22 protein-coding genes and 1 pseudogene are annotated in these 24,263 nt (G+C 68.3%); 8 read left to right on the top strand and 15 right to left on the bottom strand.

Translation table 11 applies throughout. From position 1 onward, the window contains the following. Positions 1-13 precede the first annotated feature (13 nt). The 5 genes from ACFJIT_RS14110 to ACFJIT_RS14090 all read left to right on the top strand — a co-directional run bounded on the left by ACFJIT_RS14110 (position 14) and on the right by ACFJIT_RS14090 (position 5,275). Positions 14-541, top strand: coding sequence for a F0F1 ATP synthase subunit delta (locus ACFJIT_RS14110; protein ID WP_379653972.1), 528 nt, complete (start codon positions 14-16; stop codon positions 539-541). A 98-nt stretch (positions 542-639) separates the two neighbouring features. Next, a complete protein-coding gene (gene atpA / locus ACFJIT_RS14105; protein ID WP_379653971.1) occupies positions 640-2,202 on the top strand; it encodes a F0F1 ATP synthase subunit alpha in 1,563 nt (520 codons plus the stop codon). A gap of 116 nt (positions 2,203-2,318) precedes the next feature. Beyond that, positions 2,319-3,182: a F0F1 ATP synthase subunit gamma gene (atpG, locus tag ACFJIT_RS14100; protein WP_130515123.1), complete on the top strand. Its 864-nt coding sequence runs from the start codon at positions 2,319-2,321 to the stop codon at positions 3,180-3,182. A gap of 119 nt (positions 3,183-3,301) precedes the next feature. Continuing rightward, on the top strand, positions 3,302-4,708 hold the full coding sequence (atpD, locus tag ACFJIT_RS14095; protein WP_130515125.1) for a F0F1 ATP synthase subunit beta: 1,407 nt from the start codon (positions 3,302-3,304) through the stop codon (positions 4,706-4,708). Positions 4,709-4,852: 144 nt separating this feature from the next. Continuing rightward, entirely contained in the window at positions 4,853-5,275 is a 423-nt protein-coding gene (locus ACFJIT_RS14090; protein WP_130515127.1) for a F0F1 ATP synthase subunit epsilon, read from the top strand. A gap of 391 nt (positions 5,276-5,666) precedes the next feature. Here the strand turns inward: ACFJIT_RS14090 and ACFJIT_RS14085 are convergent. Beyond that, positions 5,667-6,075: pseudogene (locus ACFJIT_RS14085) on the bottom strand (GtrA family protein). 71 nt (positions 6,076-6,146) lie between these two features. On the opposite strand from ACFJIT_RS14085, the gene ACFJIT_RS14080 reads away from it, so the two are divergent. Next, positions 6,147-7,085, top strand: a complete 939-nt coding sequence (locus ACFJIT_RS14080) for a glycosyltransferase (RefSeq protein WP_379653970.1) — start codon at positions 6,147-6,149, stop codon at positions 7,083-7,085. Here ACFJIT_RS14080 and ACFJIT_RS14075 read toward each other — a convergent pair. Together ACFJIT_RS14075 and ACFJIT_RS14070 are read right to left on the bottom strand one after the other, a co-directional pair. Continuing rightward, positions 7,036-7,854 (bottom strand): hypothetical protein, encoded by an 819-nt coding sequence (locus tag ACFJIT_RS14075; protein ID WP_379653969.1) that lies wholly within the window; start codon positions 7,852-7,854, stop codon positions 7,036-7,038. The genes ACFJIT_RS14080 and ACFJIT_RS14075 overlap by 50 nt on opposite strands. A gap of 219 nt (positions 7,855-8,073) precedes the next feature. Further along, positions 8,074-8,628, bottom strand: coding sequence for a hypothetical protein (locus ACFJIT_RS14070; RefSeq protein ID WP_379653968.1), 555 nt, complete (start codon positions 8,626-8,628; stop codon positions 8,074-8,076). 144 nt (positions 8,629-8,772) lie between these two features. On the opposite strand from ACFJIT_RS14070, the gene glmU reads away from it, so the two are divergent. Both glmU and ACFJIT_RS14060 read left to right on the top strand, forming a co-directional pair. Beyond that, positions 8,773-10,143 (top strand): bifunctional UDP-N-acetylglucosamine diphosphorylase/glucosamine-1-phosphate N-acetyltransferase GlmU, encoded by a 1,371-nt coding sequence (glmU, locus tag ACFJIT_RS14065; RefSeq protein ID WP_379653967.1) that lies wholly within the window; start codon positions 8,773-8,775, stop codon positions 10,141-10,143. 270 nt (positions 10,144-10,413) lie between these two features. Then, entirely contained in the window at positions 10,414-10,815 is a 402-nt protein-coding gene (locus ACFJIT_RS14060; protein ID WP_379653966.1) for a RidA family protein, read from the top strand. A 164-nt stretch (positions 10,816-10,979) separates the two neighbouring features. Here the strand turns inward: ACFJIT_RS14060 and ACFJIT_RS14055 are convergent, their stop codons facing one another. The 12 genes from ACFJIT_RS14055 to ACFJIT_RS14000 all read right to left on the bottom strand — a co-directional run bounded on the left by ACFJIT_RS14055 (position 10,980) and on the right by ACFJIT_RS14000 (position 24,250). Continuing rightward, positions 10,980-12,305, bottom strand: coding sequence for a sensor histidine kinase (locus ACFJIT_RS14055; RefSeq protein WP_379653965.1), 1,326 nt, complete (start codon positions 12,303-12,305; stop codon positions 10,980-10,982). Further along, the gene (locus ACFJIT_RS14050) at positions 12,302-13,642 is read right to left on the bottom strand and encodes a sigma-54 dependent transcriptional regulator (RefSeq protein ID WP_130533844.1); all 1,341 of its coding nucleotides are present in this window, start codon (positions 13,640-13,642) and stop codon (positions 12,302-12,304) included. The genes ACFJIT_RS14055 and ACFJIT_RS14050 overlap by 4 nt, the downstream gene beginning before the upstream one ends. A gap of 97 nt (positions 13,643-13,739) precedes the next feature. Further along, a complete protein-coding gene (locus ACFJIT_RS14045) occupies positions 13,740-14,096 on the bottom strand; it encodes a hypothetical protein (protein WP_306993784.1) in 357 nt (118 codons plus the stop codon). A gap of 46 nt (positions 14,097-14,142) precedes the next feature. Continuing rightward, a complete protein-coding gene (locus ACFJIT_RS14040; RefSeq protein WP_379653964.1) occupies positions 14,143-14,610 on the bottom strand; it encodes a nuclear transport factor 2 family protein in 468 nt (155 codons plus the stop codon). 104 nt (positions 14,611-14,714) lie between these two features. Beyond that, the gene (locus ACFJIT_RS14035; protein ID WP_379653963.1) at positions 14,715-15,146 is read right to left on the bottom strand and encodes a hypothetical protein; all 432 of its coding nucleotides are present in this window, start codon (positions 15,144-15,146) and stop codon (positions 14,715-14,717) included. Between the two features lie 29 nt (positions 15,147-15,175). After that, a complete protein-coding gene (locus ACFJIT_RS14030; RefSeq protein ID WP_379653962.1) occupies positions 15,176-16,417 on the bottom strand; it encodes an ABC transporter permease in 1,242 nt (413 codons plus the stop codon). 2 nt (positions 16,418-16,419) lie between these two features. Beyond that, the gene (locus ACFJIT_RS14025; protein WP_379653961.1) at positions 16,420-17,733 is read right to left on the bottom strand and encodes an ABC transporter permease; all 1,314 of its coding nucleotides are present in this window, start codon (positions 17,731-17,733) and stop codon (positions 16,420-16,422) included. A gap of 34 nt (positions 17,734-17,767) precedes the next feature. Then, positions 17,768-18,994: an ABC transporter permease gene (locus ACFJIT_RS14020; RefSeq protein WP_379653960.1), complete on the bottom strand. Its 1,227-nt coding sequence runs from the start codon at positions 18,992-18,994 to the stop codon at positions 17,768-17,770. Positions 18,995-19,003: 9 nt separating this feature from the next. Further along, positions 19,004-20,308 (bottom strand): ABC transporter permease, encoded by a 1,305-nt coding sequence (locus tag ACFJIT_RS14015; protein ID WP_379653959.1) that lies wholly within the window; start codon positions 20,306-20,308, stop codon positions 19,004-19,006. 21 nt (positions 20,309-20,329) lie between these two features. Then, entirely contained in the window at positions 20,330-21,547 is a 1,218-nt protein-coding gene (locus tag ACFJIT_RS14010; RefSeq protein ID WP_379653958.1) for an ABC transporter permease, read from the bottom strand. A 126-nt stretch (positions 21,548-21,673) separates the two neighbouring features. Further along, the gene (locus ACFJIT_RS14005) at positions 21,674-22,990 is read right to left on the bottom strand and encodes an ABC transporter permease (protein WP_379653957.1); all 1,317 of its coding nucleotides are present in this window, start codon (positions 22,988-22,990) and stop codon (positions 21,674-21,676) included. A gap of 15 nt (positions 22,991-23,005) precedes the next feature. Continuing rightward, positions 23,006-24,250, bottom strand: coding sequence for an ABC transporter permease (locus ACFJIT_RS14000; RefSeq protein ID WP_379653956.1), 1,245 nt, complete (start codon positions 24,248-24,250; stop codon positions 23,006-23,008). Positions 24,251-24,263 lie beyond the last annotated feature (13 nt).

Raw genomic sequence — 24,263 nt, 5'->3', positions numbered from 1 at the left:
GGATGATCCGATCATGAGTCAGTCCATCACGCTCGCCCGCCCCTACGCCCGCGCCGCCTTCGGCGCGGCGCAGGATGCGCAGCAGCTGCCGGCGTGGTCGCAGGCGCTGGGTTTCTCCGCCCAGGTCGCGGCCGATCCGCGCGTCGCCGCGCTGCTGCCCAATCCGCAGCTGACCCGCGAGCAGGCCCTGGCGCTGCTGGCGCCCGAAGGCGCAGGCGAGGAATTCACGCGCTTTCTGGGCGTGCTGGCCGATGCCGGCCGCCTGGCGCTGCTGCCCGAGATCGCCGCGCTCTATGAGCAGCTGCGCGCGCAGGCCGAGCACGTCGTGCTGGCCCGGGTCACCTCGGCGTCCGAACTGCCGCCGGGCGAGCTGGACGTGATCAAGGCCGCGCTGGCCAAGCGTTTCGGCCGCCAGGTCGAGGTGACCACCGAGGTGGACGCTTCGCTGATCGGCGGCGCCATCATCGATGCCGGCGACGTGGTCATCGATGGTTCGCTCAAGGGCAAGCTGGCGCGCCTGCAGACGGCGCTGGCGGGCTGATTCCAGGCGCCGCCGGACGCGCTGCAGCGACCGGCTGGCGACAGGCACACGCTTTCATTTATCCGCAGCCGCGCACCGGCTGCACAAGGAAAACCATCATGGCCACCACGCTCAACCCCTCTGAAATCAGCGACCTCATCAAGACCCGCATCGAGCAGGTCAAGCTGGCCGCCGAGTCGCGCAACGAAGGCACCGTGACCAGCGTGTCCGACGGCATCGTGCGCATCTTCGGCCTGGCCGACGTGATGCAGGGCGAAATGATCGAGCTGCCGCCCGCCGGCGAGGGCACGCCCACCTTCGCCCTGGCCCTGAACCTGGAGCGCGACTCGGTCGGCGCCGTGGTGCTGGGCGACTACGAGCACCTGCGCGAAGGCGACGTGGCCAAGACCACCGGCCGCATCCTGGAAGTGCCGGTCGGTCCCGAGCTGCTGGGTCGCGTGGTCAACGCGCTGGGCGAGCCGATCGACGGCAAGGGTCCGATCAACACCGCGCAGACCGCGCCGGTCGAGCGCGTGGCGCCGGGCGTGATCTGGCGCAAGTCGGTCGATCAGCCGGTGCAGACCGGTTACAAGTCGGTCGACGCCATGATCCCGATCGGCCGCGGCCAGCGCGAGCTGATCATCGGCGACCGCCAGACCGGCAAGACCGCGATGGCCATCGACGCGGTGATCAACCAGAAGGACTCGGGCATCAAGTGCGTGTACGTCGCCATCGGCCAGAAGGCCTCGACGGTCGCCAACATCGTGCGCAAGCTCGAGGAGAACGGCGCGCTGGCCCACACCATCGTGGTGGCCGCCACCGCCTCGGAGTCGGCCGCGATGCAGTACATCAGCGCCTATTCCGGCTGCACCATGGGCGAGTACTTCCTGGACCGTGGCCAGGACGCGCTGATCGTGTACGACGACCTGTCCAAGCAGGCCGTGGCCTATCGCCAGATCTCCCTGCTGCTCAAGCGCCCGCCGGGTCGCGAAGCCTATCCGGGCGACGTGTTCTACCTGCACTCGCGCCTGCTGGAGCGCGCCTGCCGCGTGTCCGAGGACTACGTCGAGAAGTTCACCCAGGGTGAGGTCACGGGCAAGACCGGTTCGCTGACCGCGCTGCCGATCATCGAGACCCAGGCCGGCGACGTCTCGGCGTTCGTGCCGACCAACGTGATCTCGATCACCGACGGCCAGATCTTCCTGGAAACCGACCTGTTCAACGCCGGCATCCGTCCGGCGGTGAACGCCGGTATCTCGGTCTCGCGCGTCGGTGGCGCGGCTCAGACCAAGATCATCAAGAAGCTCTCCGGCGGCATCCGCATCTCGCTGGCGCAGTACCGCGAGCTGGCGGCGTTCGCGCAGTTCGCCTCGGACCTGGATGAAGCCACCCGCAAGCAGCTCGAGCGCGGTCAGCGCGTGACCGAGCTGATGAAGCAGAAGCAGTACGCGCCGATGTCCATCGCCCTGCAGGCGCTGTCCATCTACGCGGTCAACGAGGGCTACCTGGACGACGTGCCGGTGAACAAGCTGCTGGCCTTCGAAGCCGGCCTGCATGCGCACTTCACCAACACCCAGGGCGCGCTGCTGGACAAGATCAACGGCACCGGTGCCTGGGACGGCGAGATCGAAGGCGCCTTCAAGCAGGGCATCGCGGAGTTCAAGCAGACCGGTAGCTGGTAACCCAGTTGCCGGGAATCGGGAATAGAGAATAGGGAATCGTAGGAGCGGGATCCGGGCTTTGCCCTTTCCCGATTCTCCATTCCCCATTCCCACAAAGCGAGTAAAGCGAGCGAGAGATGGCAGGCGGACGCGAAATCAAGAACAAGATCAAGAGCGTGCAGAACACCCGCAAGGTGACGCGCGCCCTGGAGATGGTCTCGGCCGCGAAGATCCGCCGCGCCCAGGACCGCATGAAGACCTCGCGCCCCTACGCGCGGGCGATGCGCCAGGTCATCAGCCATCTGGCCCAGGCCAATACCGACTTCCAGCACCCCTACCTGGTGGAGCGCGAGAAGGTCGAGCGCGTCGGCTACATCATCGTGTCCTCAGACCGCGGCCTGGCCGGCGGCCTGAACAACAACCTGTTCCGCAAGACCCTGGGCGAGATGCGCCAGTGGCAGGACAAGGGCGCGCAGATCGACGTGGTGACCATCGGCCAGAAGGCCTCGGTGTTCTTCCGTCGCCTGAAGGTCGACATGGTCGGCAGCCTGAGCCACCTGGGCGATGTGCCGCATGTGGAACAGCTGATCGGCGTGGTCAAGGTGATGCTGGAGGCGTACGAGTCGGGCAAGGTCGACCGCGTCTTCCTGGTCTACAACCACTTCGTCAACACGATGTCGCAGAAGGCCTCCTTCGACCAGCTGCTGCCGCTGCCGCAGGCCGAGGAAGACGTCGCCAAGCACGACTGGGACTACATCTACGAACCCGACGCCAAGACCGTGCTCGAGCACGTGCTGGTGCGCTACGTCGAGTCGCTGGTGTACCAGGCGGTGCTGGAGAACGTGGCCTCCGAGCATGCCGCGCGCATGGTCGCGATGAAGGCCGCCAGCGATAACGCCAGCAAGCTGATCGGCACCCTGCAGCTGTCCTACAACAAGGCCCGTCAGGCGGCGATCACCCAGGAAATTTCCGAGATCGTCGGCGGCGCGGCCGCTGTGTAGCCGGGAATGGGGAATGGTGAAACGGGAATGGTCGCAGCGATGCTTGATCCTCCCATTCCCGATTCCCCGTTCCCCATTCCCGACACCAGTTTCGAATAGACATTAGTGGAGTTATCCAAATGAGTCAGGGCAAGATCGTTCAGATCATCGGCGCGGTCGTCGACGTCGAATTCCCGCGCGGCGAGGTGCCGAAGGTGTACGACGCGCTGAAGGTGGACAACACCGAGATCACGCTGGAAGTGCAGCAGCAGCTGGGCGACGGCGTGGTCCGCACCATCGCGCTGGGCTCCACCGATGGCCTCAAGCGCAACCTGGTGGCCACCAACACCGGCAAGGCGATCTCCGTGCCGGTCGGCAGCGCCACGCTGGGCCGCATCATGGACGTGCTGGGCCGCCCGATCGACGAGGCCGGCCCGGTCGAAGGCAGCGACAGCTGGGAAATCCACCGCGCCGCGCCGTCCTACGAGGACCAGTCCTCCTCCACCGAGCTGCTGGAGACCGGCATCAAGGTCATCGACCTGATGTGCCCGTTCGCCAAGGGCGGCAAGGTCGGCCTGTTCGGCGGCGCCGGCGTCGGCAAGACCGTCAACATGATGGAGCTGATCAACAACATCGCCAAGGCGCACAGCGGTCTGTCCGTGTTCGCCGGCGTGGGCGAGCGTACCCGCGAGGGCAACGACTTTTACCACGAGATGAAGGATTCCAACGTCCTGGACAAGGTGGCGATGGTCTACGGCCAGATGAACGAGCCGCCGGGCAACCGTCTGCGCGTGGCGCTGACCGGCCTGACCATGGCCGAGTACTTCCGCGACGAGAAGGACGCCTCGGGCAAGGGCAAGGACGTGCTGCTGTTCGTCGACAACATCTACCGCTACACGCTGGCCGGTACCGAAGTGTCGGCGCTGCTGGGCCGCATGCCGTCGGCGGTGGGCTACCAGCCCACCCTGGCCGAGGAAATGGGCGTGCTGCAGGAGCGCATCACCTCGACCAAGTCCGGCTCGATCACCTCGATCCAGGCCGTGTACGTGCCCGCGGACGACCTGACCGACCCCTCGCCGGCGACCACCTTCGCCCACCTGGACTCCACCGTCACCCTGAGCCGCCAGATCGCCTCGCTGGGCATCTATCCGGCCGTGGACCCGCTGGACTCCACCAGCCGCCAGCTGGACCCGCTGGTGGTGGGCGCCGAGCACTACGACGTCGCCCGTCGCGTGCAGTCCACGCTGCAGAAGTACAAGGAACTGAAGGACATCATCGCCATCCTGGGCATGGACGAGCTGTCCGAGGAAGACAAGCAGTCGGTCTCGCGCGCGCGCAAGATCGAGCGCTTCTTCAGCCAGCCCTTCCACGTGGCCGAAGTGTTCACCGGCGCCCCGGGCAAGTACGTGGCGCTGAAGGACACCATCCGCGGCTTCAAGGGCATCCTGGACGGTGAGTACGACCACCTGCCCGAGCAGGCCTTCTACATGGTCGGCGGCATCGACGAGGCCGTGGAAAAGGCCAAGAAGCTGGCTGAGAAGGCTTAAGCGCCGGGATTCGGGATTCGGGATTAGGGATTTGCAGGGCGGTATCGAGGAGAAGGGCGTGGGAGTGAGGACGAAGCGGCGCGACCGCTTTACCGAATCCCGAATCCCGAATCCCCAATCCCGCCTCGCACCAGCGAGGTAACCATGAGCACCATCCGTTGCGACATCGTCAGCGCCGAGCAGGAGATCTACCACGGGGAAGCCACCCTGGTGGTCGCCACCGGTGAGCTGGGCGAGCTGGGCATCGCGCCCAAGCACGCGCCGCTGATCACGCGCCTGAAGGCGGGCAAGGTCGTGGTCACCACGCCCTCGGGCGAGCACCTGGACTTCGCCATCTCCGGCGGGATCCTGGAGGTTCAGCCGCAGGTGGTGACCGTGCTGGCCGACACCGCCATCCGCGCGCAGGACATCGACGAGGCCGCGGTCAAGGCGGCCAAGGACGAGGCCGAGCGCGTGCTGGCCAACCGTGGCGAGACCGAGGACCTGGCCGAAGCCCAGCGCAAGCTGATGGAAGCCGTGGTCCAGCTGCAGGCCCTCGAGCGCCTGCGCAAGACGCTCAAGCACTGAGCGCTTGGGCGGCCCGGCCTGAGCCGCAGACGCGGAAAATGCAAAACGCCGGCGCGAGCCGGCGTTTTGCGTTGTGGGGGGCGGTCCTGCCCCACGTTTGGTGGGAGCCGCCATCGCGGCGATGAGGCCTTACCTGTGAACTTCCTGGGTAAAGCCCCATCGCCGCCATGGCGGCTCCCACCTGTAGAGCGGAGCTTGCTCCGCTGGGGCTTGCCGATGATCCGGTCGAAACGCAGCGGAGCAAGCTCCGCTCTACAAAAAAGGCCGCGGCTTGAACTGAGAGACAGTTGCTCCCACCAAGCAGGGGGCTCTTCGGCGAGCGGCTAGCGAAGATCAGCAAGGCCAGCACGCCATTGGCCAGCAGGCCAGCTCCCACCAAGCGTGGTGGCGCTCAGCGATAGATCACATAGCGGCTGGCGGCGAAGGTCAGCACCGCCAGCACGCCCTCCACCAGCGGCTTGGCCAGCCAGGCCAGCTGCAGGCCCAGGCGCTGCTCGACCAGCAGAATCATCCAGGTGCTGAGCACCGTGGCGGGGGATCCACACCGCCAGGAACCGCGCGAACCGCGACCACCCCAGCCGCGCCCCGTTCTCGCGCGAGGCGAAGGTATACCGCCCGTTGAGCCAGAACCCCAGGATCGCCCCCGCCACGCGCCCGGCGAGGTTGGCCGGCACCGCGTCGAGGCCCAGCGCACTGAGCGCGACGAAGACGCTCCAGTCCAGCAGCAACTGCACGCCGCCGACGACGATGAAGATCGAGCCCTGCTTGAACAGCTGCGGCGGTAGCGAGAAGGAGCCCATGCGGCGCATTCTAGCCGGCCCACGCCTGCGGCCCTGTAAGATCGCGCGCAGTTTCCTGCCATGGAGGTCAGGTGCGCGTCGCCGTTCTGATTCCCTGTTTCAACGAAGCCACCACCATCGCCAAGGTGGTGGGCGATTTCCGCGCGGCCCTGCCGCAGGCCGAGGTCTGGGTGTTCGACAACGCCAGCACCGACGACACCGCCCAGCTCGCGCGTGCGGCCGGCGCGCAGGTGCGGCGCGTGCCGGCCAAGGGCAAGGGCAATGTGGTGCGCGCGATGTTCCGCGACGTCGAGGCCGATGCCTATCTGATGGTCGATGGCGACGACACCTATCCGGCCGGTGCCGCGGCGGCGCTGCTGGAGGAAGTCCGGCAGGGGCGCGCGGATATGGTCGTCGGCACGCGGCTGGAGGATTTCCAGCATGCCTCGTTCCGCCGCTTCCATGGCATCGGCAACCAGCTGGTGCGACGCTCCGTGGCGATGCTGTTCGGCAGCCCCGTGCGCGATGTGCTGTCCGGCTACCGGGCGTTCTCGCGGCGGTTCGTCAAGTCGATGCCGGTGCTCTCGCACGGCTTCGAGATCGAGACCGAGATGACCGTGTTCGCGCTGAGCAACGGCTTCGTGCTGGCCGAACGGCCGATCGCCTACGGCGTGCGCCCCCATGGTAGTCAGTCCAAGCTGAGCACCTACAGGGACGGCGTGCGCGTGCTGCGCACGCTGCTGTTCCTGTTCAAGGACATGCGGCCGCTGCTGTTCTTCGGCGGCGTGGCGGCGCTGATGGTGCTGGCCGGACTGGGCTTTGGCAGCGTGGTGATCGCCGAGTTCAGCCGCACCGGGCTGGTCACCCATCCCTCGACCGCGGTGCTGGCGGTGGCGCTGACGCTGGTGGGCATCGTCTCGCTGGCGACCGGGCTGATCCTGGATACGGTCAACCGCCGTGCCAACGAGATCCAGCGCCTGATCACCGACCAGCTGGTGGGGCAGCGCTCGCCTGCGGACACAGTACGCTGACCGCGCGCACCCGCTGCAGCGGACACAGCTCCAGCGGGCGCAGCGAGTCGGCCACGGGTTGGCACGCACCCGCCAGCGCCAGGCCGTAGCGCTTGTACTCGCTGGCGACGGGATCAGGTAGGTCGGTCCTGACCGCGCGTAGCAGATAGAACGCGCCGCGGTGCTCGCGGATACGCGCCTCGGCGCGCGCCTGCAGGGCCGTACAGATTTGCGGCCGCATGAAGTTGTTGGCGACCGAGATCGCCGGCACCGATGGGGGCAGGAAGGCCACCGCATGCCCCACTGGGGAAGTGCTCGAGATCACTACCAGCGCATCCCTCTCCATTGGCGGGAAATGCACCTGCACCATTGGCGTGGTGAAAGGACGAGTACGATCCCAATCAGGTCGCTTGGTCAGGCCGATCACCAGCGCCAGTCCGAGGATCAGCACGAAGCGCGGCCAGCGCTTGGGCAGGAACGCCGTCGCCGCGCCCGCCAGCGCGATCGCGCACAGCAACTCGACCGCGATCAGGTAGCGATAGATGCCATACAGCCTGGTCCAGACGACCAAGGTCACCAGGCAGAACAACAGCAGCAGCACCACATCGCCGCACGCACGGCGCTGCCTGCGCTGCACGAAAAGCGTCATGCCCATCGCCAGCAGGCCCAGCAGGATGCGCGGGTCGGCCAGCCTGGCCTCGGAGAAATGGAAGCCACGCTTGGTGAACTGGAACACCGTCAGCCAGGCATCCAGCCCATGCGGGATGAAGCGCGCGTCGTTGTAGGCCACCGCCTCGGGCGTCCGGCGACTGGAAAACCTGATTGAAGTACGGGAACAGCGGATTGCCGAAGGTCTGCCACAGCACCCAGGCCCATGGTCCGCCGGTTACGACGCCGCCGAGCAGGCCGCCGACCGCCACGGCCAGCACGCGCAGCGGTGCCTGGCGCAGGGGGCCGGCCAGCAGGGCGACAGCGCCCAGCGCGACGCAATAGATGACGCCCGTCAGCTTCAGGCCGGTGGCCAGGCCAGGATCAGCCCGGCAGGCAGCCAGGTCTTCCACAGGCCGGCCTGCTCGCGCGAGCGCAGCACCCACCACAGCGCCCCGGTCGCGCCGGCGGCGATGAGGGCGTCGTTGAAGGTCGAGCCGACGCTCGGGCCCACGGCCGCACCGGTCAGCGCCAACACGCCGGTCAGCACCAGGCGCATGCGGCTGCGCGCCTGCGGCCAGCAGCGGTCCAGCAGGCGCAGGGCGAAGAACAGCGCCAGCAGCGAGGGCAGGCTCAGCCAGAACGCGATCAGCCAACCCGGCCAACCGGCATGCACCATCCACACGAACGGCAGATCCGCGGCCGGGTTGTGCCAGGTCTGCAGCTGGGCGGCGGCGATGTCCTGTGTCAGACGCCCCTGCAGCAGCGCCGAGCCGGTGTAGAGGTGGTAGTTGCGCAGGTCCCAGTTGCGGTCCTGACCGTTGATCAGCGCGGTCAGCAGGGTCAGCAGCGCGGCCAGGCCGAGGGTGAACTTCCAGGACAGCGCCGGGGCGGTTGACGAACGGGATTCGGACAAGACGATCTTCCTTGAGGGTTGCGGCCTGCAGACGCGCGATTATCGCAGGCGAGGCGCAGCACTGCGCGCTGCCGGCACGCTGTGACGTGGGCGCGGGCCGGGACGATTAGAATCCTTCGCCATGTCTTCCAGCGACGCACGCCCATGACGCTTCCCCTGCACGTGATCATCCTGGCCGCCGGCGAGGGCAAGCGCATGCGCTCGGTGCGGCCCAAGGTGCTGCAGCCGATCGCGGGCCGGCCGATGCTGGCGCATGTGATCGATACGGCGCGTGCGCTGCAGCCCGAGGCGATCCACGTGGTCTACGGCCATGGCGGCGAGGCGGTGCGCGAGGCCTTCGCCGACCAGCCCGACCTGCAGTGGGCCGAGCAGGCCGTGCGCCTGGGCACCGGCCATGCCGTGCAGCAGGCGATGGAGCAGGTGCCCGACGCGGCCACCGTGCTGGTGCTCTATGGCGATGTGCCGCTGATCCGCGCCGACACGCTGCTGCGCCTGCTGCATGCGCCGGGCCGCCTGGCGGTGCTGGTGGCCGAGCCGGACGATCCGAGCGGCTACGGTCGCATCGTGCGCGATGCCAACGGCAAGGTCGGCGCCATCGTCGAGCACAAGGACGCCGACGACGAGCAGCGCCGCATCCGCACCATCAACACCGGCATCGTCACCGCCGAATCGACGGCGCTGCATCGCTGGCTGGCGCAGCTGTCCAACGACAACGCGCAGGGCGAGTACTACTTCACCGACATCTTCGGCATGGCCGCGGCCGAGTTCACCCCGGCCGAGATGGTGCTGGTCGCCGACCCGCTGGAGGCCGAGGGCGCCAACGATCCCTGGCAGCTCGCCCAGCTTGAGCGTACCTGGCAGATGCGACAGGCCAAGGCGCTGTGCCTGGCCGGTGCGCGGCTGATCGATCCGGCGCGCGTGGACCAGCGCGGCACCGTGCGCGTCGGCCTGGACGTGCAGATCGATGTGGACGTGGTGCTGGAGGGCGAGGTCGAACTGGGCGACGGCGTGCAGATCGGCCCCTTCGTGCGCCTGAAGAACGTCAAGCTGGGCCCGGGCACCGAGGTGCGCGCGCACTGCGACCTGGACGGCGTGGTCACCGAGGGCGCGGTGCAGATCGGCCCGTTCGCACGGCTGCGGCCGGGCACGGTGCTGGCCGACGGCGTGCATGTCGGCAACTTCGTGGAAACCAAGAACGCCGTGCTGGGCGTGGGGACCAAGGCCAATCACCTCAGCTACCTGGGCGACACGGTCATCGGCAGCCGCACCAACGTCGGCGCGGGCGTCATCACCTGCAACTACGACGGGGTGAACAAGTTCACCACCACCATCGGCGACAACGTGTTCGTCGGCAGCAACAGCGCGCTGGTGGCGCCGATCTCCATCGGCGATGGCGCCACCTTGGGCGCCGGCTCGGTCATCACCCGCGACGCCCCGGCCGGCGAACTGACCCTCGCCCGGGCCCGCCAGCAGACCCTGGAAGGCTGGACGCGGCCGGTCAAGAAGGAGAAGTGAGCGGGAGGCCTGAGGAGCGAGCAAAGGCGGTTGCGCCATCGCCCTCACCTCTGATTGCTCGCAGCTCCCCTTTCAAAAGCACTGGTCTTGGACGAGCAAGGCAGGTAAGTTCGCTGGGCGTTCAATGGGAGGCGTTGCGCGCAACGCGGTGCGAAGGCCGGTGCCCAGAAGCGGCGCCGGCGTGCGCATCTTCCGCTCCTTGTCCCTGGAACCCGACCCATGACGCCGTCACGCCTTCTGCTGTGCAGTACCGCACTGTTGACCCTCTCCGTGTTCGCTGCCGTCGCGCCGGCCGCGGATCTTGAATACTTCAGCCCCGCCGGCAGCAAGGCGCCGTATGCGGCGGCGGTGCGCGCGGGCGATGCGGTGTATGTTTCCGGCCAGCTGGGTGTCGATGCGGAGGGCAAGCTGCCGGACGCATTCGACGCCCAGGCGCGCAACACCATGGCCAATGTGGCCAAGGCGCTGCAGCGCGCCGGGCGGTCGATGGACGATGTGGCACGCTGTACGGTCATGATCACCGACATGGCCAACTGGTCGACCTTCAATGCCATCTACACCGCGGCGTTCAAGCCCGAGCGGCTGCCGGCGCGCAGCGCGATGGCGGTGAGCGCGCTGCCGATGAAGGCGCTGCTGGAAGTGGATTGCACGGCGTACGCGGGGAGCCGCTGAGGGGAGCAGGTGGGAGCAACTGTCTCCTCAGATCTCTAGAGCGGAGCTTGCTCCGCTGGGGCTTTTCCCACGCACCGAACGAAGAGCAGCGGAGTCCCCAAAAGGGGATTGCCACAAGCTCCGCTCTACAGGGAGGAGCCGCTCCAATCCACGTCAGCAACGGATCAGGTGGTTGGCAGGTGCAGGGTTACACATAGGCCGCCGCCTTCGCGGTTGTGCAGGGCGATGCGTCCGTCGTGGGCCTCGATGATCTCGCGGGTCAGCGCCAGCCCCAGGCCGGTGCCGTTGCGTTTGGTCGAATAGAACGGCACCAGCGCGTTCTGCAGCACGGCCTCGTTCATGCCGCTGCCGCGGTCCAGCACTTCCACGCGCACCTGGTTGCCCAGCGGCAGCACGCGCACGGTGACCTGGGCGGGATCGCCGCCGGATTCGTGCGCGTTCTTGACCAGGTTGAGCAGGGCCTGGCCGAACTGCGCCGGGTCGATGCGGCTGTGCGTGTCCTGCGCGTGACCTTCGATATTGAAGCCGATCTGCTGCTGCAGCCCACGCAGGAAGGCGCCCCATTCGATCGCCTGCTTCTGCGGCTGCGGCAGCTTGGCGAAGCGCGCATAGCCACGGATGAATTCCTCCAGATGCCGCGCGCGTTCCTCGATGGTGGCGAACACGTGCTCGAGCTGGTCGTGGCGGCCGCGCCGCACCAGTTCGCCGCCCGAGTGCGCCAGCGAGGCGACCGGCGCCAGCGAGTTGTTGAGCTCGTGGCTGATCACGCGGATCACCTTCTTCCAGGTCTGCACCTCCTGGCGGCGCAGTTCGGTGGTCAGGCGCCACAGCTGCAGCAGCTCCTGCTGGCGGCCGTTGAGCTGGAAGCGGCGCCGCGCCAGGTGATAGATCTGCTCCTCGCCGCCTTCCTCATCGGCCGGCACGGCGAACAGGCTGTCGCCGCCGCGCTGCAGGGCCTCGACCAGTTCGGGCTGGGCCTGCTGCAGCAATGGCTCGAACGGCTGGCCCTCCATGCGCCGCCCGCCGTAGAGCAGCGTGCGCGCGGCCAGGTTGGCGAACACCACACGCATGCCGCCATCGCCACCGGGCGCCAGCAGCAGCATCGCCACCGGCGAGTGCTGGACCATGCTGTCCAGCAGCAGCTCGCGCTGGGCCAGGCCCTGGCGCTGGCTGCGCAGCACCTGGCCCAGTTCCTCGTGCGAGGTCACCAGGCCGGCCAGTTCGTCGTGGCCCTGCCAGTGGATGCCGAAGTTGAACTCGCCGTCGCGATAGCTGTTGACCGAGCCGGACAGCGCGCGGAACAGCGACTGCACCGGCGCCAGCGCCTGGTGCAGCATCCACGCCGCCAGCGGCAGCAGGAGCGCGGCGCTGATCACGCCCACCAGCCAGTCGTCCTCGAGCCACTGCCGCAGGGTCAGCGGCAACGCGATGGCCGCCACGCCCAGCGGGATCAGCCATAGCAGCAGGCGGCCGGCGAGCGAGTGCTTCATGTCGGGCTCTTGATGCCGTGGCGCTCCATGCGCCGGTACAGGGCCTGGCGGCTCAGGCCCAGCTCGCTGGCGGCCTGGGCGATGACGCCGCCGGCGCGGGCGATGGCCGCTTCGATCTGGGCGCGGTCGGGTTCCTGGACCGGCGCATGCGTGCGCACGGGCGCGGTGGCGACCGGCAGATTCAGGTCGGCCGCCTCGATGTGGGCGCCGGGGCTGAGCAGGCTGGCGCGCTGGATCACGTTGCGCAGCTCACGCACGTTGCCGGGCCAGGGATGACGCAGCAGCGCGGCGCGCGCCGAGTCGCCGATGGGCTTGTCGGCGAAGTGCGCGGCCAGCGGCAGGATGTCGCCGGGGCGGTCGGCCAGCGGCGGCAGCGCCAGCTCGATCGCGTTGAGGCGGTAATAGAGGTCTTCGCGGAACGCGCCGTCGCGGATCATCGCCGGCAGGTCGGCGTTGGTGGCGCTGATCACGCGCACGCGCACGCTGCGCTCGCGGTTGGAGCCCAGACGCTCGAACTTGCCGGTCTCCAGCACGCGCAGCAGCTTCATCTGGCCTGCCAGCGGCAGGTTGCCGATCTCGTCCAGGAACAGCGTGCCGCCGTCGGCCGCCTCGAACTTGCCTTCGCGCGCCTTGTTGGCGCCGGTGTAGGCGCCGGCATCGGCGCCGAACAGCTCGGCCTCGATCAGCTCGCTCGGCAGCGCGCCGCAGTTGAGCGTGACGAAGGCGCCATGGCGTACCGCGGAGTTGGCCTGCACGATCTGCGCGATCTTCTCCTTGCCGCTGCCGTTGGGGCCGGTGATCAGCACCGGCAGGTCGCTGCGCGCCACCTGGCAGGCCAGCGCCAGCACGCGCTCGCTGGCCGGATCGTTGAACACCACGCCGCACAGGTCGTACTTCTGCTCCAGCTGCGCGCGCTGCAGGCGATCGCGCGCGCGGCGGCGGTCCAGTTCGGCGCGCGCCTCGGACAGCTCCAGCAGCGTATTGACCGTGGCAAGCAGGCGGCGGTCGTCCCAGGGCTTGCCCATGTAGTCGGCCGCGCCGGCCTTGACTAGCTCTACCGCCGCTTCCAGGTGTGTCCACGCGGTCAGCAGCACCACCGGCAGGTCGGGATGGCGTGCGCGGATCTGTGCGAACAGCGCCTGGCCCTCCTCGCCGCTGGTGGTATCGGCGGAGAAGTTCATGTCCTGGATCACCAGGTCCACCGCCTCGCGTTCCAGCAGCGCCAGGCCCTCCTCCGGGGTGGCCGCGTGCAGCGTGCCGATGTCGTGCAGCGAGAACAGCACGTTCAGCGCCGTGGCCACGGCCGGGTTGTCGTCGATGATCAGCAGAGTGGGCATGGTGGAGCGAGAAGTGAGTGGGTGGAGCGAGGAGTGAGGAACAAGCGAGGGCGCGCGCGGGGATCAGTGTTTCGACTCACGCCTCACCCCGCTCCGCTCACTGCTGCCTCAAGGCCTTGACCGTGGCGCCGCCCTGGACCAGCAGCAGGTGGCTGACACGGTCGGCCGCGTCGAAGGCGAACTCCACGCGCGCGGCCTGGCCGTCGGTGTGGAACGTGGTTTCCGAATCGGCGATCAGCGTCGTGGTCGACCCGCCCTCGGGCTGCAGCTTCAGCACGTTGCCTTCGCGCCACACGCGCAGCGCCAGCTTGTCGGGGGTGACGTAGCGGCCGGTATAGCCGTCCAGCGTGTCCTGCGAGATCAGCACGCCTTGGTCCGGCGCGGTCTGTGGCGCGGCATGCAGCGGCGCCGCGCTCATGGCGGCGGCAAGCAGGAAGCGCGCAGGCAGGCGCATGGAGGGAGTCCAGGAACGGGAACGGAGCCAGATCATGGCATGCGGCTCACTGGCTGCGGTGGCCATAGCTCAGCACGCGGGTGATGGTCCACTGGCCGTCGTGCTGGCGCCAGACGATGACGAAGTCCGCCAGCCCGTCGCACTGCTGCGATCCGGCCTGGCAGAAGCGATGCTGGCCCTGTTCGATGGCGCCGAAGTCCTTGACCGGATAGACCTTCAGGCTGCCGGGCACCAACTCGCGCGTGTAGCGGCCACAGGCATATTGCTTGGTGTTGGCCAGCATCGCATCGCGGGTCCAGGTCACCCCGCCGGTGTCGTGATAGAACTCCACGGCCGGATCGAAGTACGCCGCGTGCCGCGCCAGCTGCGCCGGATCCTGGCAGCGGTTGAACGCATCGAAGACCTGCGTATCGAGCGCGCTGATGGTGTCCTGCAGGGACGCTTCCGCGGCCGCCGCGCCGGTCGGCTGGCTCGCCGCGAGGGCCAGGAACGCGCTCAGGATGGTGGCCTTCATTGTCGGACTCCTATCCGGAAACCAAATTGGGTGCAGCTTAACGCGCAGGCCTTGGTGCAGCCGGGCGTGCGGGGCAACGACGCGGTGCATGTGAAGTACGCGCATCAGCGGATGGGGGCTGGCGGCGGCGGAGGGGGCGGCGGAGGCGGAGGCGGCGGTGCCAGGTCGGCGATCTCGCCGCCGGAGAGCTGCACCACGCGCACGCGTCCGTCGACCCCGCGGACCTGCAGGACCACGCTCTTGCCAGACCGAGCGCGCAGGGCCGCCAGCCACTGGCGGACGCTGCGCGCCGGCGTGTCTCCGACCCGGGTCACTACATCGCCCGGCTGCAGGCGCAGGGTATTGGCCTCCACGACGCGAACGCCGTCGGCGCCGTCGCGCATGGCCAGGCGCCGGCCATCGCTGTCCCAGGTGAGCGAGCTGTCGTCGACGCGCAGATGACTTTCGTGGTGGCTGGAGCGGTCGGCCGGAGCGGCGGCGAGCGCCACGGGCGCGGCGCAGGCCAGCAACAGGGCGATCAGGACAGGGCGTGGCATGGTCAAGGTCTCCTCGAGATGGACATGGCTCACCCGCCCCGCGTGGCGATGGCCGGCGGCACACGCGTAGCGCGCAGGGCCGGACCCAGCACGGCGAGCTGGCCCAGCGCCCACAGCAGCGCCGCGCCGATGGGCAGGTAGAACAGCGGCAGGCGATCAAGCTCGTACTGGCGCATCAGCAGCTGGTTCAGCCCGTAGGCCAACAGCATGCCCAGCACGACGCCGGCGCCCACGATCAGGAAGTTCTCGGCCTGGAAGTGGCGCAGGATGTCGCGCCGCGTGGCGCCCACGGCCCGGCGGATGCCGATCTGGCGGGTGCGCTGGCCGACCCAGAAGTTCGCCAGGCCGCCGATGCCCAGCGCGGTGACGAACAGCAGCGCCAGCGAGGAGCCAAGCAGCAGGCCGAGCATGGTGGTGTCGCGCTGGAAATAATCGTGGCGGATCTGCGTGTAAGTCCGCTGCCCGTCCTCCGGAATCAGCCTGACCGGCCCGGCCTTGTCCAGCGCGGCCGCGGCGGCGCGCAGGACGCGCTGGCGATCCTGCGGCGCGCTGCGCAGGACGTAGGTGCTGGAGATCTCCGCGCGGTTCTTCGAGGTCAGCATCACCATGTGCTGTTCGGCCGGCTCGTCGACGTAGGGCTTGAGCACGTCTTCGATCACGCCCACGACCGGCAGGGGCCCGCCGAAGCCGTAGAGTTGCTTGCCCACAGGGTTCTCGCCGGGCCACAGGCGCGCGCCCATGGTGCGCGAGACGATCACGGCGGTGGACTTGTCGGCATCACGCTCGGCGGGCGTGAAATCGCGACCGGCCAGCAGGTGCAGGCCCAGTGCTTCCAGCATGCCGTCCGAGCCGCCGTACAACGCCATCGACACGCATCCGCCGATGCTGTCGGTGCCATGGGCCGCCTTGGCCCGGTCCATCTCCGCCTGCGTGCCACAGGCCCCCGTCGTGCTCGAGCTGCGCGACAGCGGCAGGCTGCCATTGTCGATCGACGCGGCAACCTTGACGCCGTCGATGGCGCGCAGGGCCGCCAGGTCGGTGCGTTGCTGCGCCTTGGCGTTGGCAGCGTCATCGAGCCCGCGCACGGAGATGACGGAGAGTTCGTCCTCGGCCACGCCCGAATCGAGCGTGATGCGCTGGATCCGCTCCACCAGCAGGAAGCCAGCGTTGATCACGATGGCGCAGGTCAGCGCCACCTGCAGGGTCAGCAGCACGGCGGTGAGGCGGTGGTGGCGCAGTGCGGACAGGATGGGTTTGAGGGGCAGCGCCATGATCAGACCGCCTTGATCTGAAGAGCGGGAGAGATACGGCTGGCGCGCCACGCGGGAACCAGCCCGGCCAGCAGCGTGGCGACGATGGCCAGTGCGACCGAGGCGATCAGCAGCCCAGCGTCCATCTGCGCGATCCGGGCATAGCCATCCGGACGCTGGCGCACGCTCCACAGCCCGAACTGCGCCAGCGCCGTTCCCAGCAGGCCGCCGGCCACGCCGACCAGGGCCGCCTCACAGCCGAGTTGCAGCACGATGTCGCTGGCGCGCGCGCCCAGTGCGCGCCGCACACCGATCTCGCCACCGCGCCGCAGAAACTTGGCCAGCAGCAGCGCCACGATATTGACCAGGCACACCAGCAGGAAGCCGATCGCAAGCCAGAGTTGCAGTTGCACCTCGGATGGCACCAGCTTCTTGTAGGCCAGCCAGTCCATCAGCGGATAGAGCTTGGCGGTGTCGGGGCTGCGCTGGAAGCGCCCGCTGGCGTGCTGCTGGGCGGCATAGTCGTGCAGGAAGCGCCGGTAGTCGGCGATCTGCTGCGGCGTATCCAGCTGCACCCACATCTGCAGCCAGCTCATGCTGGGCGACTTCTGCATGTCCTCCGGAAGCGCGTCGTCCCAGTTGGCCTGATTGCCGGAGACGTCGTACTTGAGTTCCATCGCGGTGGAGAGCGGCAGGAAGAAATCATCGGTGTCGCCAAAGGACTGGCCGCTGCTCAGGTCCAGGTAGAAGCGCGGCTGCGGCGACCACTTGGCCGCGACCCCGACGACACGGAAGGCCGTGTCCTTCAGGCGCACGCTGCGGCCGACCACGTCGGTGCTGCCGAAGAGCTTCATCGCCAGGTCGTGCCCGAGGACCACCGTGCGGGCGTGACGTTCGTCATCGGCCGCGGTCCAGCCGCTGCCGTGCTCCAGCGGCACGCCGAACAGGTCGAAGAACTGCCAGGTCGTATAGCGTCCGCCATGTTCGGTAGGACGTCCGGCCGCATCCAGCGGCCATACCAACAGTCCGCCCCCGGCCATCACCGCCTGCCGCACCGGCTTGCCCTGGCGCATCAGCGCCATCGCGTCGGGCCAGGTCAGGTTGTCGGCCGGGTTGCCCCATTTGCCCGCCGGCCAGTCCGACGGCATCGGATCCAGCGTGGGATAGAACAACGCGCCGCTTTTCGCCGGAATCGGATCCTGCGTCATCACGTGCAGCACCGTGAGCATGGTCATGCTCGCGCCGATGCCCAACCCGATGGCGCAGACCATCAGCGCGGTCATCACCGGCGTGCGGCGCAGGCTGCGCAGGGCCAGGCGGAAGTAGTAGGCGATCACGTTCGGACTCCTCGCGGGATGCGGTGAACCAGCCTTACGCCGAGCGCGTGGCGATCGCCGGCGGCACCGCCGCGGCGCGGCGGGCAGGCCAAAGCACCGCGACCTGTCCGAGCAGCCACAGCAGCACCGCGCCCACCGGCAGGTAGCTCAGCGGCAGGCGCGGCAGCTCGTACCTGCTCATCAGCAGCTGGTTGATGGCGTAGGCCATCAGCATGCCCAGCACGATGCCGGCGCTGACCAGCAGCAGGTTCTCGGTCTGGAAATAGCGCAGGATCTGCCCACGCGTGGCGCCCAGCGCGCGGCGCACGCCGATCTGACGTGTGCGCTGCTGCACCCAGAAGCTGGTCAGCCCGACGATGCCGCCCGCGGTGACCAGCAACAGCACGACGCACACGCTCACCAGCAGCCAGGCCATGGTGCGGTCGTTGTTGTAGTACGCCTGGCGCGCCTGCTCGACGGTGCGTGCCTCCTCGCGAGACACCAGTCGTGTCGGGCCGCGCTTGGACAGCGTGTCCAGCGCGGCGGCGAGCACGGCCGCGCGTTGGCTCGGATCGGCCACGCGCAGCAGATAGGTGCCGCGGGTGTAAGGCAGGTTGGTCGGAAACAGCACGGCGTAGTCGTATTGGGCCGAACGCCCGTTGTCGCGCGGCTGCACCAGCCGATCGACCACGCCCACCACCGGATTGGTGCCGTCGATGTAAAGCGTCCTGCCCACGGCGTTCTGCCTGGGGAACAGCTGGTGGGCCAATGCCTGGCTCAGGATCACCGGCGTGCTGCCGCCCTCGGCCTCGGACGCGGGATTGGCGCGGAAGTCGCGGTATTCATCGTCATTGAAGTCGCGCCCGGACACGATCTTCAACCCCAGCGTCCGCAGGATCTGCCCGCCTCCGAGGTACATGGTCTCGGTCGCGGTGGGCTTGATCTGGTCGGGCCGCAGCTTGATCGCGGTGACGCCGAACGATGCGCCGAACACTGGCTGGTTGATGATCGAGGCCGAGGTGACGCCGGGGATCGCGCGCAATCCGGCCAGGTCGTCGCGCGTCATCGCCAGCGTGTCGCTCTGCTCGCCGATGCCGCCGACATTGACCTCGACCAGATGCGTCTCGTCCAGGCCCGTGGGCCGCTGCATGCGCTCCAGGCGCTGACCGATAAGGAACAGCGCGTTGCACACTACCGCGCAGCTGAAGGCGATCTCCAGCACGATCAGCGCGGTGGCGATCTTGTGCCGGCGCAACGTGGACAGGATGGGGCGCAGTTCCATGGGGTCTCCTTACTGCGACTTGAGCTGGATGGCCGGCGCGACTTGCATTGCGCGCCACGCGGGAAACGCGCCGGCCACGAGGCTGCTCAGCAGTGCCAGGGCGAAGGTGACCAGCAGCATCGTGGCGTCCATGTGCGCCAGCGACGCGTAATCGGCCGGCTGGCGGCGCACCACGGCCAGCCCCGCCAGGGCCAGCAGCAGGCCCAGCGCGCCGCCGCTCAGGCCGACGATGCCGGATTCGACCAGGTACTGGGCGAACACCGTGCGCCGGCTGGCGCCCAGCGCGCGACGCACGCCGATCTCGCCGCTGCGGCGCAGGAACTTGGCCAGCAACAGGCCGATGGTGTTGAGCAGGCAGATCAGCAGGAACCCCAGCGCCAGCCAAAGCTGCAGGCGCACGTCCGACGGCACCACGTGGTTGTGGTCCAGCCACGCCATCACATTGCGCAGCTGGACCTCGCCCGGATGACGGAAGCGGCCCAGGCTGTGCTGGTGGGCGATGTAGTTGTCCAGGGAGCGGCGGTAGCCGGCCGCGTCCGCGGCGCTGTCCAGCTCGGTCCAGTACTGCAGGAACGCACAGGGCGCCGACAGCGCGGTCCGGCCCTCGGGCGTGTCGCCCCAGCACCACATCGAACCGCTCAGTGCCAGCTTCATGTCCAGCGCGGTGGAGAAGGGGACGAAGAGGTCCTCGCTGTCGCCGAACTCGTTGTTGGTCAGATCGTAGAAGCGCGGATTGACCGCCCAGGCGCCCAGCACGCCGACTACGCGCAGCCCCTGGCCATCGACCTGGATGGTGCGGCCGGTGCTGTCGGCGCCCCCGAACAGCGTCTCGTTGAGCCTGGAAGAGATCACCGCCACCCGCGCGTGATCGCCATCGTCCTGCGCGGACCAGGGCTGGCCATAGCGCAGCGGCACGTCGAACATCGGGAAGAAGTCCGCGGTGGTATAGCGCGACTCGACCCGGAACGCGGATTGCCCGGCGGTGGCCGGCATGATCACCACGCGACCGGCCGACATCATCGCCTGGCGCTTGCCGCTCGCTTGCTTGAGCAGCGCCTCGGCGTCGAGGCGGGTCATCTGCAGCGACTCGCCTGCGTCGTCGGGATCGTACTGGCTGTCGGGCAGCACGTTCATCTGCACGGTGAACAGACGGTCGCTCTTGCCCGGGATCGGATCGCCGGAGATGACGTGGAACACCGTCAGGGTCGTCATGGAGGCGCCGATGCCCAACGCGATGGTCAGCACCATCAGCGTGGTCAGCGCCTTGTTGCGGCCGAAGCTGCGCAAGGCCAGATCGAGGTAGTAGGCGAACATGTGCGGCTCCTGCGTGGGCGCTTACGCGCTGCGCGTGGCGATCGCCGGCGGCACGGCCGCGGCGCGACGCGCGGGCCAGAGCACCGCGATCTGTCCGAGCAGCCACAGCAGGATCGCGCCCACGGGCAGGTAGACCAGCGGCAGGCGCGGCAGTTCGTACTTGCTCATCAGCAGCTGGTTGATGGCGTAGGCCAGCACCATGCCGAGCACGATGCCGAGCGTGGCCAGGATGAAGTTCTCGGTCTGGAAGTAGCGCAGGATCTGGCCCTGGGTCGCGCCCAGGGCGCGGCGCACGCCGATCTGGCGGGTGCGCTGGGCCACCCAGAAGCTGGCCAGGCCGATGATGCCCAGCGCGGTGACCACCAGCAGCGCCGCGCTCACCGCTACCAGCAGCCAGGCCATGGCGCGATCGTTGCGGTAGTAGCGCGCGCGCTTGTCTTCCAGCGTGCCGGTGCCGCCCTTGCTGATGATTCGGGTGGGGCCGTGCGCGGCGATGACCCGCTTGGCCTGCTCCAGCACCGCCGCGCGCCGGGCCGGGTCGTGCACGCGTAGGGCATAGGTGCCGCCATCGCTATAGGTGACGCGCGAGGGAAACAGCATGCTCATGTCGTACTCGGCCGCCGACGCGCCGCCGTCGCGCGGCCTGGGCAGGTGCTCGACGACGCCTACTATCCGGTGCGGCTTGTCGCCGAAGACATAGATCGACTGCCCGACCGCGCCCTGGTCGGGGAACAGGCGCTGGGCCAGCGCTTTGCTGACGATCACCGACGGAATCCAGCCGGCACCGTCGTCCACGTACTCCGACGCGGCGAAATCGCGGCCTTCCAGCAGGCGCAGGCCAAGGGTCTTGAGCCCGTCTTCGGACACCATGTAGTTGGTCGTGCTGAGGGTCGAATCCTCCTGCTCCGGGCGCAGCTTGATGCCACTCATCCACACCGAACCTCCGAACGGGATCTGGTTGATCACGGTGGCCGAGTCCACGCCGGGAATGGCCCGCATTCCGTCCAGGTCGGCCCGGGTGACGGCTCTGGCCTCCTCGTCCTTGGTGATGCCGCTGGCCTTCACGAACACCAGATGCGCCTCGTCGAAGCCGCTGGGCCGCTGCATGTGGTCCAGGCGATTGCCGATCAGGAACAGCGCGTTGCACACGATGGCGCAGCTCAGCGCGATCTCCAGCACGATCAGGGCGGCGGCGGTCTTGTGGCGTAGCAGCGTGGAGAGGATGGGGCGGATATCCATGGGGGCTCCTGGAGCGAGGAACGAGTGGAGAGGAACGAGAAACGAGTGGAAGTGGCGCTGTCGTGTGCGGGGAGAAGGAATCGCAAGGCATCCGCCTTCACTCGTTTCTCTCCGCTCGTTCCTGCCCTACTGCGTTTTCAGCTGGATCGCCGGCGTCACCTGCATCGCCCGCCATGCGGGCAGGACGCCGGCGATGAGGCTGCTGACGATCGCCAGGACGAAGGTCGCCACCAGCATCGGCAGATCGAGCCGGGCCAGGTCGGCGTAGTCGGTCGGCTGATGGCGCACCGCCCACAGGCCCAGCGTCGCCAGCCCCAGGCCCAGCACGCCGCCGGCCAGGCCGACGGTGCCGGCCTCGATCAGGCACTGCAGGAAGATGTCCCAGCGCGTGGCGCCCAGTGCGCGGCGCACCCCGACCTCGCCGCCGCGGCGCAGGAACTTGGCCAGCAGCAGCCCCACGGTGTTGAGCAGGCACACGCCCAGGAACCCCAGCGCCAGCCAGGCCTGCAGGCGCACGTCGCTGGGCACGACCTGATTGAAGTCCAGCCAGGTCATCACATCGCTCAGGCGCACGTTGGAGGGCCGCTGGAAGCGGCCGGCCGCGTGCTGGCGGTCGGAGTAGTTGGTCAGATAAGCGCGGTAGTCGGCGACCTTCTGCGGGGTGTCCAGCTGTGCCCAGTACTGCAGCCAGGCGCACGGCTGGTTCGGGCCGGTGGCGCCTTCCGGATCCTTGTCGTCGCCATCGCCCCAGCAGTTCATGTTGCCGCTGCTTCCCCAGTGCAGATCGCGCGAGGTGGAGAACGGCACGTAGATCTCCTCCGACTCGCCGTTGTAGCGGCCGTTGGTGAGGTCGTAGAAGCGCGGGTTGGGATTCCAGTCGCCGACCACGCCGATCACGCGGAAGGCGGTCTTGCCCAGCTGCAGCGTGCGTCCGGTCGGATCGGCATTGCCGAACAGCTTCTGCGCCAGCGCGCTGGACAGCAGCACCACCCGCGCCCGCGCCGCGTCGTCCTCGCCGGTCCAGGCCCGGCCCTGCACGACGGGCACGTCGAACATCGGGAAGAAGTCGGCCGAGGTGAAGCGCGCCTCCAGCACGAACGGCGTCAGCCCGGGCGTGTCCGGCTCGATCGCCACGTTGCCTGCGCTCATCACCGCCTGCCGGTCGGCACGCTTGTCGCGCAGCAGCGTCTCGGCGTCGAAGCGGGTCATCTGTTCCAACGGATCGCCGCCAGGCTTGTAGCCGGCCATCGGCCGCGGGTCCATCTGCACGTAGAACAGCTTGTCGCTCTTGGCGGGGATCGGGTTGCCCGACAGGATGTGGAACACCGTCAGCGTGGTCATCGACACGCCGATGCCCAGCGCCACGGCCAGCACCATCAGCGCGGTCAGGACCTTGTTGCGCCTGAAGCTGCGCAGGGCCAGGTTGAAGTAGTAGGCGAACATGGGCTCTCCGGAGGGTCAGGCGCTGCGGGTGGCGATGGCGGGCGGCACGGCCGCGGCGCGGCGGGCGGGCCACAGCACGGCCAGCTGGCCCAGTGCCCACAGCATCAGCGCGCCGACGGGCAGGTACCACAGCGGCAGGCGCGGCAGCTCGTAATGGCGCATCAGCAGCTGGTTGAGCGCATAGGCCAGGCCCATGCCCAGGACGATGCCCAGGGTGACCAGCAGGAAGTTCTCGGTCTGGAAGTAGCGCAGGATCTGGCCGCTGGTCGCGCCCAGCGCGCGGCGCACGCCGATCTGGCGGGTGCGCTGGGCCACCCAGAAGCTGGCCAGGCCGACGATGCCCAGCGCGGTGACCAGCAACAGCAGCGCGCACAGCGCCAGCAGCAGACCCATCATGTCGCGGTCCTTGCTGAAGTAGTCCTTGCGCCAGTCGTCGAAGGTGCGTTGATCCATGATCAGGCGACTGCGGTTGACCCGTTTGACCGCGTCGACCGCGTCGTGCAGGACCTGCGCACGCTGTGCGGGATCTTTGACACGCAGGACGTAGTAGCCGCCGTTGGTGTAGTTCTGACGCAGCGGCATCAGCATGGAATAGCTGGTGTTGCCGCCACTGGCACCGTTGACGTTCGGTCGGCGCAAGCGCTCGACTACCCCGACGATCATCAGCGGGATGTTGGCCATGTAGGCCTGGCGGCCCACGGCGGTCTGCCCCGGGAAGAGTTTCTCGGCCGTCTCGCGTGTGATGATCAGTGGCAGGGTCCGCGATGGCACGCCATTGCTGGTGGACAGCTGGGTCATCAGGTCCGACCAGTTCACGTACTCGTCGGGATTGAAGTCGCGCCCGGCGATCACCTTCAGACCCAACGTGCGCACGGTGCCTTCGTCTCCGGTGTACATGGCGGCGTTCAGGGTTGGAATCGCCTGGTCGGGCCGGGGTGCCAACGATGAGTTGTTGGATCCGTTGCGGAACGGCAGCTGGTTGACGATGGCCACGCTGCTCACGCCGGGCACGGCGCGCAGCGCGGCCAGGTCTTCCTGCGCCAGCGCATCGGCATTGGCCCGCTTGCCCACGCCGGCCAGGGAAAGCGTCACCAGTTCGTGCTCGACGATGCCGCTGGTGTCCTGCAGGTTCTGCCAGCGCTGGGACACGATGAACAGGGCGTTGCAGATGATCGCGCACGCCAGGGCGATCTCCACCACGATCAGCGCGGCGGCGGTCTTGTGGCGTCGCAGGGTGGACAGGATCGGACGGATCTCCATGTGCGCGGCCTTT

It is taken from the genome of Pseudoxanthomonas sp. UC19_8 (genome assembly GCF_042700505.1).
Taxonomy (GTDB): domain Bacteria; phylum Pseudomonadota; class Gammaproteobacteria; order Xanthomonadales; family Xanthomonadaceae; genus Pseudoxanthomonas_A; species Pseudoxanthomonas_A winnipegensis.
This window is presented reverse-complemented; position numbering and strand designations above follow the sequence as displayed.